This is a genomic window from Bacillus sp. z50, assembly GCF_058313585.1.
The window spans coordinates 232,640-248,493 of record NZ_JBZFQL010000005.1 but is presented as its reverse complement, the minus strand read 5'-3'; the positions used below and the strand labels follow the sequence as shown (position 1 = coordinate 248,493).

Sequence of the window (15,854 nt, the reverse complement as noted above, 5' to 3'; positions counted from 1 at the left end):
TTCCGTTTTCCTTGCTCTAAAGAAAACGTTCCCTTTGGGTTTAAAGCAAACTGCTAATAGACAAGTGAAAAAGGAGGGTATCAAAAAGAGCGAAACCACAGATGTGATTTCGCTTACTCCTTAACTATATCGCTTAATTCCATTGACCCGCTTTTTCTAATTTTTCTTTACCTTTGAACGCAATGATGATTAACAAGACACTTAACAGAATCATCCCTGCAACAGCATATAACACGTATAGATAGCTGCCCGTTGCATCAAATACAAACCCATAAGCAGGGAGCGCCGTAATACCTGCTAATGCTAATCCTAATGCTGCCGTTCCATAAATGGCGCCATATTCTTTCGTGCCGAAGATAGAAGTAGTCAATAACGGTCCTAGCGTTCCAACTGATGAAGAAACAAATCCAAATAATCCGATTGCCACTGAAAATACCATTGGATTGTCTGGTATGAAGATCAATAAGAAAACGGAAATCAATCCGACGAACATGGAGAAAAAGGTGGTTTTCTTTGCACCCATTTTATCGGTCAAGAAACCGAACACCAATGATCCAACTAAAACACCAAACATGAACACACCCATGACATTTCCGGCAAACTGGACATCATACCCAATGCTTTGTGCGTAAGGGGCAATAAATTGAGCAAAACTTGCAACCGCGGTAATTAAGAATAAAAAGAATAATAGAGCATAAAAGGCCAATGACTTTTTCGCCACTGCGGCTGTGACACCTTTGTTTTCTACCGTTTGTGCATCTTGTTTCGAATCGTTAGCTTCTACCTTGTCTAAGCCATAAGGTAATAGACCTTTTTGTAGTGGTGACATACGAATGAACAGTAAAACCACTGGTATTACAATGACAATCGCCGCAATCCCAACAATGATGTAAGAAGTTCTCCAACCTTGTGAGGCAATTAACGTTCCTACATTCGGTTGAATGATCGCCCCAAACATACCGCTCGCTGCCATCATAATACCAAGGGCTAGTCCGTTTCGTTTTTTAAACCATTGGTTTATAAGAACGGGACCTGCCAATTGTGTCACAAGAACACTACCGACAGACAGCGGAATCGCTAATAAATACCAGCCCCATACCGAATTCATCATTCCAAATAACGCAAATGCACCACCTTGTAACAGAATGGATACAATCAAGACCATACGAATATCGTATTTACCCATTATCTTTCCGGCAAACGGCAAGAATACCATCATCGCAATGGAAGAGACACTCAAGTATAGGGTAAGTTGTCCCATACCAACGCCTAAATCTTCTGACACAGGTGTTAAAAATAAACTAGCAGCATTATTTATGCCACCACGTGCAACACCCATCATAATGGCTAACCCAAACAATACCCACCAAGCAAAATGAATTTTTTTCTTTTTCTGTTGCATGTTCTACCCCTCCTGTCCCTGTATAATTTTTTCTTTCCATAACCCTTTGCTTTCGCAAAAAAATATATCAGTATGTTCTATATTTATTTTACCTTATAAAAAAGGAGAGTTACAATTTTGACCTTCCTCTTTTTTATATACTCACATAATACCTTTATCGAAGCTTAGTAGGATTAACACCTGTTTTTAATATAGCTAATGAAAAGTTCAAAGATTTTACTCAGTATATTGTTGAATCGGCTATATCAATAAGATCAATAGAAAGTAAGATTGGCAATTTAAAGGTGAAGCAACATAAGAGACATTTGAGACTTGCAAATAATTTGGCTGTTAGAAGCCAACTTACGCTTTCTATATATTCTTTTAGGTTATTTAAAAACATCACCAACATCCCATGTGTTGTCAATTACACTCCACACACGTGGAAAGTGTAGCGAAGCTTATATTAAAATAAGGAAGTCAGCCCTTTTTTGATCTGACCCAAGAAAGTTAGAAATAAATAGTCATGCTGCTTTGAGGACCTGAGTCCGTTATTCAACCGGGTTTAGGTCTTTTAATTTTGCCTTCATTCGTTTGTGATTGTAATAATGTGCCATCCAAACTTATGAAAAAGTGGCTATAAACTATTCGATTGGTAAATTCGAAACGAAGGGATATGAATGGACATATAAAGCGGAGAGTAACTGTGTTTTAGCAAAAAGGAAAGCCGGTGAAGTGTTTACGATAAGTAAAATTTTACCGGCTTTTTTGCATGCGAAAACGTGAAAAGAAAGGCCTTGCTATATATAATATTTGAAATTGAAGTGAAGAGAGGGGTGAAATGAGATTAACTTTACGATTTGTCAGTAAATTCGAGGGCAATTACTATGAAAATTGCGGTACATGGAATTTATGGCTAACAGGGATCGGAAGCGAACGTTTTATTTATGCCCTCATAGCATTTTCAGCTCTTTTATCTGGTTATCCATTGTGTGGCCTAATGAACATGGTAAAGTCGCTTGAGCCTTGATGCATGCAAGTTCTGGGAATCTAATTGAAAATGCCCAAACAAGTCTGCATAGTTGACTACTTGGGCATTTTTACCTATGGAAAATCATTTGAACGAGAGCAAACGCAAAGAAACCCATTAGGTCCATCTGAAAATTCCACTAAGCCTTTGTATTGAATTTCATATGTTTAATACCAAGGAAATTTTGGAGATTTAAGGCTAAGCCTCCTAGAAGAGTAGCTCGTTCATTAAGTTTGCTGTTTCGAACAATTACACATTTAGAAAAAGTGCTATATAGATTATTTTTTAACATTGTCATCATTTCAGGAATTTCGCGGTAAAGAGAACTATTTAAAACGATAACCTCAGGGTCGTAATGGGCAATCATATTATTTATACCGAAACTTAAATAGCGTGTATTCTCCTTGACGACTTTTTTGGCATCAGTATCCCCATTGTTATAGTATTCTCTTAAAATAATTGCATTGACATAATCCATATCTTTTAATTGTGCAAAATATTCAAAGGAAGCTTTATTTGAGGCATAGGCTTCTAAACACCCGAGATTCCCGCATTTGCACTTCTTACCGCCAGCAGAGATAATTTGGTGGCCAATCTCTCCAGCGAACCCATGCGAACCAGTTTGTATAATTCCGTCTCGGACGATACCGGCACCTATACCTCCATGAATATTAATACTGATTAAACTAGAGGATTCAGATGTAAAAGTATACTCACCTAGCGCTGATAAGTTAGCTTCGTTTTCTAGAAATATAGGGTAATCAATTAGGCTTTCAGTTATTTCACGGAATCGAATCTTATCTAAATTGTAATGTGGAGTAAAAATAATATTTCCATTAAAAACAGGTCCATGAACAGCGATTACTACACCAATAATATCGTAGAGCGATTTAGGCTTTATCTTATCAAAAGAAGAGAATATCTCAGAAAAATAAGATCTGACGGTGTCTTCATTTAAGGTAATTGGTTTCTTCTCAATGTAGGAAATTTCTTCACCATCAAGATAAGTTAATAAGGCGCGAATGTAATTATATCCAACATCAATAGAGATAGAGAGACCGGATTTTCCATTGTATTGTAGCTTGATGGGTTTACGTCCGCCTAAATTACTGCTTTGACCACTGCCTGTTTCAGTGACTAAATTGTCATCCAGTAATTTCTTAACGATGCTAGAGACAGTAGCTTTAGTTAAACCAGTTATGGTAGCCAGTTCAGCTCGTGACACACCTAGATTATTAATAATCGTCTCCAGACAAAGGGATTCATTTTGAGTACGTATAATATAATGAGAGTTTTCCATATCATAAACACCTCCTTTGTTAATTTATTTATTAAACATACTAACTAATATACTAATAGATTTTTCATAAATTTACTAGTCATTTGTTGGAAAAGTAGTAATTTACTAGTCATTTGTTGGAAAAGTAGTAATTTAGTATAAATTTATTATAGTGCAAAAATTACTTGACTACTAAAATGAAAGCGACTACAATCAAGTTAGTAAAACATATAAACAAACTAACTTGCTTAGTTTGGGAGGAGGATTTCAGATGACTTATTTTCCGAATGTAGGAAAAATCAAGTATGAGGGAAAAAACTCAGATAACCCGTTTGCTTTCCGTTATTACAATCCAGAAGAGGTTGTGGCCGGCAAAACAATGAAAGAACATTTGAGATTTGCGGTCGCATACTGGCATACAATGACACAAGATGGTAGTGATCCATTTGGTTTGCCTACAAATCAACGAACTTGGTTTGGTGAAACAGCAATGGATACAGCTAGAAACCGTGTGGTCGCTTTCTTTGAAATTTTAGAGAAACTAGGCGTTGAATATTTTTGCTTCCATGATGTGGATATTGCGCCGGAAGGTAATTCTTTAGAAGAGTTCTATAGAAATCTAGATGAAATTACTGATTTGATAAAAGAACAAATGGATAGAACTGGAATCAAATTACTGTGGAATACCGCAAATATGTTTAGTCATCCAAGATATGTAAATGGAGCAGCTTCTACTAATAATGCAGATGTATTTGCTTATGCAGCGGCACAAGTCAAAAAAGGGCTTGATATTTCCAAAAAGTTGAACGGCGAAAATTATGTGTTCTGGGGCGGCCGTGAAGGCTATGAAACACTATTGAATACAGACATGGCTCTTGAACAAGATAATATTGCGCGTTTATTCAAGATGGCTGTAGCTTATGGAGAAAAGATTAATCATAAACCACAATTTTTGATTGAACCTAAACCAAAAGAGCCATCTAAACACCAATATGATTTTGATGCTGCTACCGCATTACAGTTTATCCAAAAATATGATCTTACTGGTGAATTTAAGCTGAACCTTGAAGCAAACCATGCTACACTTGCTGGCCACACATTTGAACATGAGATTGAAGTTGCACGCATAAATAATGCCTTAGGATCTCTCGATGCGAACCAAGGTGATGTTCTGCTAGGTTGGGACACAGACGAATTCCCAACAAATGTTTATGATGTTACGATGGCCATGTATGGTGTACTAGAAAATGGAGGAATTGCACCAGGTGGTATTAACTTTGACTCTAAAGTGCGTCGTTCCAGCTTTGAAATGGAAGATTTGTTCTTAGCCCATATTGCCGGTATGGACACATTTGCTAGAGGACTAAAAGCAGCGGCTAAATTAAAAGAAGATCGCTTCTTTGATAGTTTGAAAGAAAAACGCTATGCCTCTTTCTATGAAGGAATTGGAGCTTCCATTGTTAATGGCAAGGAAGACTTAGAAAGCCTGACAGAATACGCATTAAAATTAGATGACATCAAATTGGAATCCAGTCATATTGAATACGTGAAATCTCGCTTAAATGACTATCTATACTAAAAAGGATTTACATCTCCAGTCACAGTGTATAAGCTACTTAATCTTTTAAACCTATTATATAGTATTGATTTAACAGGGTACCGTCTTTATGGAATAGCGTATAAAGAACTTAAGAATGGAGTTTATCATGAAAATTACAAATCCTATTTTAAAAGGCTTTAATGCAGACCCTTCTATTATTCGCGTAGAAGATACCTATTATATTGCGACTTCTACTTTTGAGTGGTTTCCAGGTGTAAGGATTCATGAATCAAAGGATTTGATTCATTGGCAATTAGTTTCGCATCCATTATCAACTACTGAATTGCTGGATATGAAAGGAAATGCGGATTCTGGGGGAATATGGGCGCCGGATCTATCTTACGCTGACGGGAAATTTTGGTTAGTTTATACTGATGTGAAAGTGGTAAACGGTGCGTTTAAGGATTGTACAAACTATCTGACCACCTCAGAAAATATCCATGGCCCTTGGAGTAAACCAATCAAATTAAATGGAGTAGGCTTTGATGCTTCCCTTTTTCATGATGATGACGGGCGGAAATATCTGCTGCAAATGGAATGGGATCATCGAGAATACCATCATCCATTTAATGGTATTAAGTGCACGGAGTATTCTGTGCAGGATGAACGCTTACTTCCAGAAACCGCAAAGATTATATGGAAGGGTACGGATGTAAAACTGGTTGAAGGTCCACATCTGTATAAATTATTCGGAAAGTACTATCTTTTCTGTGCCGAAGGCGGAACAACTTATACACACCAAGAAGTTGTAGCTAGATCTTCTTCGATTTATGGTGAATATGAAAGTCAACCAGATACGTTCCTGACCGCTTTTAATCATCCTGATCATCCTTTGCAAAAATGTGGGCATGGGTCTTTAGTGGATACACCGGATGGAGAATGGTATTTCGCCCATTTAACGGGACGTCCATGGCACCATTCTTACGAATCTAGCCATGATCCTCGTGGCTGGTGTACGTTAGGAAGAGAAACTGCGATTCAAAAAGTTGAATGGTCGAAAGATTTATGGCCAATGATTGTTGGTGGAAAACAAGGATGCGTTGAAGTGGAACCGCCTAAAAATGTGGTGCCAAATAGTTATCCTTCTAACTATTTAGTGATGGATGATTTTGATCAACCAGAGTTAAACATTCACTTTAACACTCTACGTGTACCATTTACAGAACAAATTGGAAAAATCAAAGATGGTCATCTTGTATTGATGGGCTCTGGAAGCTTAACTAATCTGCATGAAAATTCACTTGTGGCTAGAAGATGGCAGGCATTTGAATTTGAAGCAGAAACAAAATTAAGCTATCACCCAACAACTTTTCAACAAATGGCTGGACTGACTAATTACTACAATAGTCAGCATTGGTCCATGGTCCAAGTAACCTGGAACGAGCTTAATGGTCGTGTAATTGAAGTGACTGAGAATAATCGTGGTGTACTCACTAGCTATTTAAAGGAAAGGGCAATTGCCATTCCAGAAGAAGTTCAATATGTTTACTTTAAGACGGTTGTGAAGAAGAGCTATTATACATATGCTTATTCATTTGACGGATTAACGTGGATAGATATTCCTGTCCAATTGGATGCCAAGATCCTATCTGATGATTATGTGAATCAAAGCTATGGCGGTTTCTTTACAGGTGCATTTGTAGGAATGGTGAACGTAGACTATTCTGGTTATGAGCTAGAAGCTAAATTTGATTACTTCAAGTATCAAGAAAAATAAATAAATTGTAGCTCTTAGTTACTTATTTTCTGAGAAAGGAGGATTAAGATACCATGAAAGATGAGATTTTATTTTCAATGACTGGTATTGAAAAAAGTTTTGGCAAGGTTCATGTATTAAAGAATACTCAATTTGAAGTCCGTAAGGGCGAAATTCATGCATTGATGGGTGAAAATGGTGCTGGCAAGTCTACCTTGATGAATATTCTAGCGGGACTATTAGATAAGGATGCTGGTGAAATTACTTTTGAAGGAAAACAGATAAGCAAAATGACACCAGATCTTGCATCCGAATTAGGAATTGCTTTTGTACATCAGGAATTAAACTTAGCAGAGGATTTATCAGTTGCAGAAAATGTCTTCATCGGACGTTTGCCGTATATCAATAAGTTTCTTGGGATAATTGATTTTAAAAAATTATATGAAGATACACAGTACTGGCTGAATATGGTTGGAGCTAAGGTGAAACCTACAGATCTTGTAAGCTCTCTTTCTACGGCAAATAAGCAGTTGATTGAAATTACAAAAGCTTTGAGCTTGAATGCTAAAGTAATTATTTTTGATGAACCAACAACGTCTCTTTCTGATAAAGATGTAGAAGTATTATTTATTATTATCCGTCGCCTAAAAGAGAAAGGCTTTTCGAGTATCTATATCTCTCACCGCATGAGAGAGATCTTTGAATTATGTGAAAGGATTACAATCATGCGTGATGGAAATTACATTGCGACGGAGGAAGTAAAGAGTTTATCAGAAGACCAAATTATATCCATGCTTGTTGGTAGGGAAATAAAGGATTTATATCCCAAACAACCTACCGATATTGGACCTGTGCGCTTACATGTGAAAAACTTCACATGTAAGGCCGGGAAAGTAAATGATGTGAGCTTCGAAGCAAAGCGTGGAGAAGTAGTAGGATTTGCGGGGTTGGTTGGTAGTGGTAGAACTGAAACGATGCGATTGCTTTTTGGAGCTGATCGCCTAAAATCGGGAGAAATCACTATTGATAACCGTAAAGTAACCATAAAATCTCCAGTAGATGCAATTAAGAATGGGATTGGATTATTGACGGAGGATAGGAAGCACCAAGGGCTTTTCTTGGGACTATCAATTAAGGACAATATCACAATTACTAGCTTGAAACAATTCCTTCTCAATCAGAAGCAATTAGTCAAAATCACCAATGATTCCGTTGAAGAGGTGAATATAAAAGTTAGTGACATCGATAATCCAGTTTCTAGTTTATCAGGGGGAAATCAACAAAAAGTCGTACTGGCTAAATGGTTAAATGCGGATAATCAAATTTATATTTTTGATGAACCGACAAAAGGAATTGATGTAGGTGCAAAATCAGAAATCTATGCAATTATTAATCAGCTTGCTCTTCGAGGGAAAACCATTTTGATTGTTTCTTCGGAAATTCCTGAATTATTGGGTACTTGCGATCGCATTCATGTCTTCCATGAAGGAAAGATAACCGGTGAGTTAATTGTTTCTGATTATAAGAATAGAAAAGATGAAGCACAAGAATTGATTATGAAATATGCAACTGGGAGTCAATGATAAATTTCTTATCCTAGGGAGTCGTTCATCAAATCATACTTACTATGAATGATAGGAGCAAAAACATGGAAAAAGCGGGAAAAAGAATAGACTTAAAATCCCTATTTATGAATTATTCAGTGTATATAGTTTTAATCGTTCTACTGGTATACTTTTCAATCGCAAATAGTGATTTTCTTAGTTCATACAATATTGAGAATTTCTTGCAACAAATACCACCTGTAGGAATCTTAACTGTTGCATATGCCATGATTCTGATTTGTGGTTATGTTGATTTATCGATTGGTTATGTAGCAATGGCCTCTGGTATGGTAGGTTTATATGCTGCTAATAGCGGGCTTCCAGCGCCTGTTGTGATCCTCCTTGCATTGATGACAGGTGCAATATTAGGAACGATGAATGCTTTGTTAATCAAAAAGTTCGACTTACCTTCATTTATTTTGACTTTAGGTTCATGCTATGTAATTAAAGGTATGCTTGGATTTTTCACGAACGAACAATTTATTGGTTCAGAAGCAGAGTGGTTAAGTGGATTAGCCAAAACACCTATTGGTACTGAAACTGTAAAAAGTAACACATTGATATTCATTGTGATAATCGTATTATTTGTCTTTATCATGAAAAAGACACGTCTTGGAAAAAATACATATGCTGTTGGTTCTAATCAGGAGGCAGCACGCCTATCTGGTATCAATACGGACCTTCATATTGTCAAGGTCTTCATTATTGAGGGTATTCTAGCAGCAATTGCCGGTCTATTGATTGTGTCTAATTTAGATGGCGGTGCTTCAAAAGATGCCAATGGTTTGGATTTATTCGCCATGGCAGCTGCGATAATGGGCGGTACATCATTTAGTGGCGGTATTGGTACTATTGGCGGAGCTGTAGCTGGGATCATGACTTTGCAGGTATTCAAAAACGGATTAACTCTTATGGGAGTGAATTCTTTCTTGCAGGATACGGTAACAGGTCTTGTAATCATCCTGGCAATCATCATAGATTACTTCAAACGCAAAGCAAGTCGCTGATCTTGTTTTGAGCAAAAGGGTAACAAATAAGAATTGGAGTTTATTTCTACTCAAATAGATAAGGTAAAGGAGATAGTCTATCATGTTGAAAAAAGGGAAAAAACTAGTTACTGGACTCACTATTGCAACATTGTTATTAGCTGGATGTGGGAAAGAAGAAAACACTGCGAGTGGAGCTGAGGATAAGTCCTTGTATTTTGTTCCTATCGTAGATACGGGTGCCTATTGGAATCCGATGAAAAAAGGAGCAGAGGATGCAGCGAAAGAATACGGTTACACATTAGTAACGAAAACCTCCCCATCCGCTGAGCCAAGTAAGAAAGAAAAACATATTGGATTTATTAAGGAAGCAACAGCAAAAGACGTTGCAGGTATTGCAGTTGCGCCTATTGAAAAGAAAGCATTTGTTTCTCCAATCAAAGCAGCAATGGATAAAGATATCCCTGTAATCACTTTTGATGCAGATTTAGAAAATGAGGCAGATCGTACAGCTTATGTTGGAACAGATAACGTATCTGCCGGTAAAGAATTAGGGGTTCAAGCAGCTACAGAAATGAAGGAAAAAGGGATTACAAGCGGTTCAATTGCAATTGTTTGTGTAGACGTGGCACAGCCGACGATGATTGACCGTGAAAAAGGGATAAAAGAAGGCTTTGAAGAAGTTTATGGAGCTGACGCGAAGAATTTCAAATTCTTAGCTACTATCCAGGATAATGACCAACCATCTGAATCTAAGAAGCAATTAGAAGGTTATATTTCTGCGAATAAAGATTTAGTAACTGTATTCTCACTTGGTTCTGAAGGTCCAGATGTAGGTGTTATGAGTGCAATTCAATCACAAGGAAAAGCTGGAAAAATTCTTCATTATGGATTTGACTATACTGATACTTGGTTAAAAGGTATTGAAGATGGCCGTATTACTGCTATTGTTGATCAGGATGCCTATCAAATTGGTTATCAAGTAATTGAAAACCTAGTAAAAGTAATCGATGGTGAAGAAATTGATTCTACAATTCCAATTGACGTTAAATATGTTAAAGCTGATGATTTGAAAGAATATGGAGAAGGAAAAAGTAAAGTAAAAACTAGCTCTACTGACGATGCAGAATAATAAGCATAGTTCGTCATTTGGAAGATAAATAGAATGAGAGATAAACAGACTGTTTATCTCTCATGTATTAGAATGATCGTTTAGAGGTGAAAAAATGGCATACGTCTTAGGGCTAGATTTAGGTACTAGTGCAATAAAGGGATTATTAGTAAACAAAGATGGAAATCTGGTTGCAGAAGCGACGGCAACATATCCATTGGATACCCCGCAAATAGGATTTAGTGAGCAAAATCCAAAGCATTGGATAGAAGCTGCCAATCATGTAATGCATGAGCTTTTAGAAAAGGTTCCTGATATGAAAGAGTTGTTAGAGGGAATTAGCTTTTCTGGGCAAATGCACAGTTTGGTATTGTTAGATGAGAAAGATAAGCCACTACGTCCGGCCATTCTATGGAATGATGTTCGTACCACCGAACAATGTAAGGAAATTAAAGAAAAAGCAGGGGAACTGATTCTTTCCCATACTAAAAACATTGCATTAGAAGGGTTTACTTTGCCTAAGATCCTATGGGTTCAAAAGCATGAGCCGGAAATTTGGTCAAAAGTTAAACGCATACAGTTACCTAAAGACTATTTACGTTTCTGGTTAACTAATCAATATCATATGGACTTTTCAGATGCCGCTGGTACCTTGATGTTAAATCAGGATACAAAGGAATGGGATCATGATATTTTAAGCAGATTTGATATTCCAAAGTCAATTTTACCAGATGTCGTACCTTCAACTAAAGTCGTTGGTTTCTTGAAGCCCGAGCTGCAAGAATATTATGGTTTTTCTCGTGACGTCAAGATTATTACGGGTGGAGCAGATAATGCATGTGCTGCAGTTGGAGCTGGTATTTTGCAAGAGGGTATTGGTATGTGCTCTATTGGAACCAGTGGTGTTTTTCTCTCATATGAAGAAGATGCCAAAAAGAATTATCAAGGAAAATTGCATATGTTTCATCATGCTATGGATGATGCAAACTATTCAATGGGTGTCACCTTAGCTGCAGGAAATAGTTTAAACTGGTTTAAACAAAATTTTGCACCAAATCAATCATTTGGGGAACTTTTAGCTGATATTAATTCTGTGGCTATTGGCAGTGATGGGCTTCTTTTTGCTCCATATATTGTTGGTGAAAGAACACCGTATAGTGATAGTCAGATTCGCGGAAGCTTTATTGGAATCGATACACATCATCAATTAAAACATTTTGCAAGAAGTGTATTAGAAGGTATTACTTTCTCTTTGATGGACTCAAAAATAATCATGGAGGAAATTGCAGATAAGAAATTCGATCGTATTGTGTCAGTGGGCGGTGGAGCCAAAAATAATGACTGGTTACAAATGCAGGCGGATATTTTTGATACAGCCGTTGTTAACTTAACGACAGAACAAGGGCCAGGTTTAGGAGCTGTAATGCTGGCAGCAGTTGGCTGTGGCTGGTTCTCTGATTTAAATGATTGTGCAGCGCGTTTTGTTTCTTATAAAGAAGAAATCATACCTAAAGCAGAGAATGTAGAAAAATATAAAGAAGTTTATGCGCGTTATCGCAAAGTATATGAAGGAACAAAAGAGATTTGTCATAGTTACTTTGGCAAATAAGGTCTGAGGTATAACAAGTAAGATGAACTGGTTTAACGTTTGATGGGAATTGGAAGGAGATCTTATAAATGACAAACTTTGATTCGAAAGATTATTTAGCAAAAGTTGACGCGTGGTGGCGTGCTGCTAACTATATTTCAGTAGCACAAATGTATTTAAAAGATAACCCACTGCTTAGAGAATCAATTCAAGAAAAGGATATAAAAACCCACCCAATTGGGCATTGGGGGACAATTTCTGGTCAAAACTTTATTTATGCACATTTAAACCGTGTTATCAATAAATATGATTTAAATATGTTTTACATAGAAGGCCCCGGACATGGCGGTCAAGTGATGGTAGCGAATTCGTATATTGATGGCAGCTACACTGAAATATACCCGGAAATTACACAGGACGAAGCGGGTTTAAAAGAGTTATGTAAAATCTTCTCTTTTCCAGGAGGTATAGCATCACACGCAGCACCCGAAACACCTGGATCTATTCATGAAGGTGGAGAACTTGGATATTCATTAGCACATGCGACAGGTGCCATTTTAGATAATCCGGATGTAATTGCAGCAACTGTTATTGGTGATGGAGAAGCGGAAACAGGCCCGTTAGCAGCAGGCTGGTTTTCAAATGTATTTATTAATCCAGTCAATGATGGAGCTGTCTTGCCAATTCTTTACCTAAATGGCGGGAAAATTTCAAATCCGACTATCTTAGAGCGTAAATCAGATGAAGAGTTAGCGCAATACTTTAAAGGTTTAGGCTGGGATCCTATTTTTGTTTCTGGAACAGACCCGGAAGTAGTCCACCCATTAATGGCTGAGCAATTAGATAAAGCTATTGAGCAGATTAAAGCTATACAAACCGAAGCTCGCCAAGAAAAGGCTGAGGTAGCCCAACTCCCTAACTGGCCAGTTCTCATCGTTCGTACACCAAAGGGATGGACAGGCCCTAAAGAGTGGGATGGAGAACCAATTGAAGGCGGATTTCGTGCCCATCAAGTGCCAATTCCAGTAGACGCTCATCATATGCAGCACATTGATGCGTTGATTGATTGGTTGAAATCCTATCGTCCAGAAGAGTTATTTGATGAAAAAGGTGCAATTGTTGAGGAAATTCGTGAGATTTCACCAAAAGGCGATCGCAGAATGTCTGCTAATCCAATTACAAATGGCGGCATTGATCCAAAACCAATGAAGATTACGGATTGGAAGCAATATGCGATTGATACGACGAAACCTGGAGCAGTAGTCGCACAGGATATGGTGGAATTCGGCAATTTTGCAAGAGATCTAGTTCTGGCAAATCCAGATAATTTCCGGATATTTGGGCCTGATGAATCCAAATCGAATCGCTTAAACAAAGTTTTTGAAGTAACGAATCGTCAATGGTTAGAAGCCAAACATAATGATTATGATGAATGGATCGCTCCGGCTGGTCGTGTAATCGATTCACAGTTGTCTGAACATCAATGTGAAGGTTTCTTGGAAGGGTATGTTTTAACTGGGCGACATGGGTTCTTTGTAAGCTATGAGGCATTTTTGCGTGTAGTAGATTCAATGATTACCCAACATTTTAAATGGTTGCGTAAGGCTAAGGAACAATCATGGCGTAAGAACTATCCATCATTAAACTTGATTGCCACTTCAACTGTTTTCCAACAGGATCATAATGGTTATACACATCAAGATCCAGGATTGTTAACGCATTTAGCGGAAAAGAAACCGGAATTCATTCGAGAATATTTGCCAGCGGACACTAATACAATGATGGCTGTCATGGCAGAGGTTTTGAGTTCAGAAGAACTAATTAATCTGGTTGTTTGTTCAAAGCATCCACGTCCGCAATTCTATTCTGCCGAAGAAGCGGAAATTTTAGTGAAGGACGGCTTAAAAATAATTGACTGGGCATCCACTGAAATTGATGGTGAAGATCCAGATGTTATTATTGCAGCGGCAGGAACAGAGCCTAATTTAGAAGCCTTAGCTGCTGTTACAATACTAAATAAAGCATTCCCTGAACTTAAAATTCGTTTTATCAATATTGTAGATATTTTAAGATTACGCCATCCTGATATTGATCCAAGAGGTCTAACGGATGAAGAATTTGATCAGTATTTCACGAAAGATAAGCCTGTTATATTCTGTTACCATGGTTATGAAGGAATGATTCGTGATATTTTCTTTGATCGTCATAATCATAAACTATATATTCATGGTTATCGTGAAAATGGTGACATTACAACACCATTTGATATGCGTGTTTATTCTGAAATGGATCGTTTCCATGTTGCAAAAGATGCAGCTAATGCAGTATATGGTATGGGAGCAGCAGATTTCGCAAAACAAATGGATGAAACAATCAGCTTCCATCATAGCTACATTCGTGAGCATGGAGTAGATATTCCGGAAGTTATAAATTGGACTTGGGGATTAGAAAAAAAAACAGCTTATTAGAGCTTAATAAATGATTTCATAAAAACTCCCTTAGATTCAGCAACAATCTGAATCTAGGGGAGTTTTTTTGATTCATTGCTGACATTATCCTTTTTGTTCTTGCCAGTTATTCCTTCGTTAAAGCTTACAAATCAAGGATTGTTAGATGTTGATACATTTACGTTTGTGGATGTAAGTGTGTAAATTAAACGAAGAGGCCTCTCGAAAGTCTTCAATCATGCTTGAGAGGTCTGTTTCCACTTGTTTGTAGCTAAATGCGTATGAATCATTCACGTAAATTTGTTCAACAATCCATCGAATGCGGTATCTACATATGTAGTTAAGTTAGTGGGAAATTCTTTAATAATCGGGTCTTCTCCGGTATTGGCAGGATAGTAAGGTGTGCATTAATAGTACAGTCATAGATGCAAGGTTCTGGTAAATAAATTGTCCTGCTACATTGTGTTTAAACGCAATGGTACATCACCATACTGCTAAAGCTCGAATAGCTGGTCTTATCGTATTAAAGACGTGAGGTGACCTCAAAAAGTTAGAGTTATAATGAAGCAACTGGTTGGCTGGTATGAAGACGGTATTCAACCGGAATCATACCAACCAATTCTTGCTTGATGCGTTTTGTATTGTAATAGTTAATGTATTTGTTAATCTTATTCTTTAATTCTTCATAGGTACATAAAGGTTCTCCATAATACATCTCTTGTTTCAGTACGCCAAAAAAGTTTTCCGTCGGTGAATTGTCCAGGCAGTTGCCCATATGGGACATACTTTGGAATACTTGTCCATGAAGGTACTTCTGTACAACTTTGTATTTAAATGATTCGCTGTATTTAGTCAAAATAAAACACCCCTAAAGTTAGTTTTTTTAACTCTAACTTTAGGGGTGGACTTCAATGTGTCTTTCGACTTTACAAGGTTGCCCGGTTTTGCGCCAAATCGCCACAATACTGCCAGTTGTTCAGGGAAAGGAAGATGTATGCCATTGTAGAGAAGTATTTTTGCTAATGAAAATATATTAATGAACTATAGGATAGAACGAATTGAATTGAAATTATTTGATAAAATATTCAGAGAAATATTACTATAATTATATAATATATTAGTATGATTTATA

The 15,854-nt window shown here is 37.2% G+C and carries 11 protein-coding genes and 1 pseudogene; 9 read left to right on the top strand and 3 right to left on the bottom strand.

The features are described from left to right. Positions 1 to 133 precede the first annotated feature (133 nt). Positions 134 to 1,402 (bottom strand): MFS transporter, encoded by a 1,269-nt coding sequence (locus tag AC4G3N_RS15325; RefSeq protein ID WP_066108425.1) that lies wholly within the window; start codon positions 1,400 to 1,402, stop codon positions 134 to 136. An 820-nt stretch (positions 1,403 to 2,222) separates the two neighbouring features. Here AC4G3N_RS15325 and AC4G3N_RS15320 point away from each other — a divergent pair. Next, complete coding sequence (locus AC4G3N_RS15320) at positions 2,223 to 2,411, top strand: hypothetical protein (RefSeq protein ID WP_066108423.1); 189 nt, start codon at positions 2,223 to 2,225, stop codon at positions 2,409 to 2,411. A 139-nt stretch (positions 2,412 to 2,550) separates the two neighbouring features. Here AC4G3N_RS15320 and AC4G3N_RS15315 read toward each other — a convergent pair whose 3' ends face one another. Next, positions 2,551 to 3,711, bottom strand: a complete 1,161-nt coding sequence (locus AC4G3N_RS15315; protein ID WP_491090524.1) for an ROK family protein — start codon at positions 3,709 to 3,711, stop codon at positions 2,551 to 2,553. 250 nt (positions 3,712 to 3,961) lie between these two features. On the opposite strand from AC4G3N_RS15315, the gene xylA reads away from it, so the two are divergent. The 8 genes and pseudogenes from xylA to AC4G3N_RS15275 all read left to right on the top strand — a co-directional run. After that, on the top strand, positions 3,962 to 5,269 hold the full coding sequence (xylA, locus tag AC4G3N_RS15310) for a xylose isomerase (protein ID WP_066108417.1): 1,308 nt from the start codon (positions 3,962 to 3,964) through the stop codon (positions 5,267 to 5,269). A gap of 127 nt (positions 5,270 to 5,396) precedes the next feature. Then, positions 5,397 to 7,007 (top strand): glycoside hydrolase family 43 protein, encoded by a 1,611-nt coding sequence (locus tag AC4G3N_RS15305; RefSeq protein ID WP_066108416.1) that lies wholly within the window; start codon positions 5,397 to 5,399, stop codon positions 7,005 to 7,007. Positions 7,008 to 7,060: 53 nt separating this feature from the next. Then, the gene (locus AC4G3N_RS15300; RefSeq protein ID WP_066108411.1) at positions 7,061 to 8,569 is read left to right on the top strand and encodes a sugar ABC transporter ATP-binding protein; all 1,509 of its coding nucleotides are present in this window, start codon (positions 7,061 to 7,063) and stop codon (positions 8,567 to 8,569) included. A gap of 65 nt (positions 8,570 to 8,634) precedes the next feature. Next, positions 8,635 to 9,597 (top strand): ABC transporter permease, encoded by a 963-nt coding sequence (locus AC4G3N_RS15295; protein ID WP_077248174.1) that lies wholly within the window; start codon positions 8,635 to 8,637, stop codon positions 9,595 to 9,597. 82 nt (positions 9,598 to 9,679) lie between these two features. Beyond that, positions 9,680 to 10,708, top strand: coding sequence for a sugar ABC transporter substrate-binding protein (locus AC4G3N_RS15290; protein WP_066108405.1), 1,029 nt, complete (start codon positions 9,680 to 9,682; stop codon positions 10,706 to 10,708). 94 nt (positions 10,709 to 10,802) lie between these two features. Beyond that, entirely contained in the window at positions 10,803 to 12,296 is a 1,494-nt protein-coding gene (gene xylB / locus AC4G3N_RS15285) for a xylulokinase (protein ID WP_491090519.1), read from the top strand. Positions 12,297 to 12,364: 68 nt separating this feature from the next. Beyond that, on the top strand, positions 12,365 to 14,743 hold the full coding sequence (locus AC4G3N_RS15280) for a phosphoketolase family protein (protein ID WP_066108398.1): 2,379 nt from the start codon (positions 12,365 to 12,367) through the stop codon (positions 14,741 to 14,743). Between the two features lie 66 nt (positions 14,744 to 14,809). Then, positions 14,810 to 14,926: pseudogene (locus AC4G3N_RS15275) on the top strand (adenine deaminase C-terminal domain-containing protein); the annotation flags it as partial. Between the two features lie 352 nt (positions 14,927 to 15,278). Here AC4G3N_RS15275 and AC4G3N_RS15270 read toward each other — a convergent pair. After that, a complete protein-coding gene (locus AC4G3N_RS15270; protein ID WP_066108397.1) occupies positions 15,279 to 15,578 on the bottom strand; it encodes an IS3 family transposase in 300 nt (99 codons plus the stop codon). Between the last annotated feature and the right edge of the window lie 276 nt (positions 15,579 to 15,854).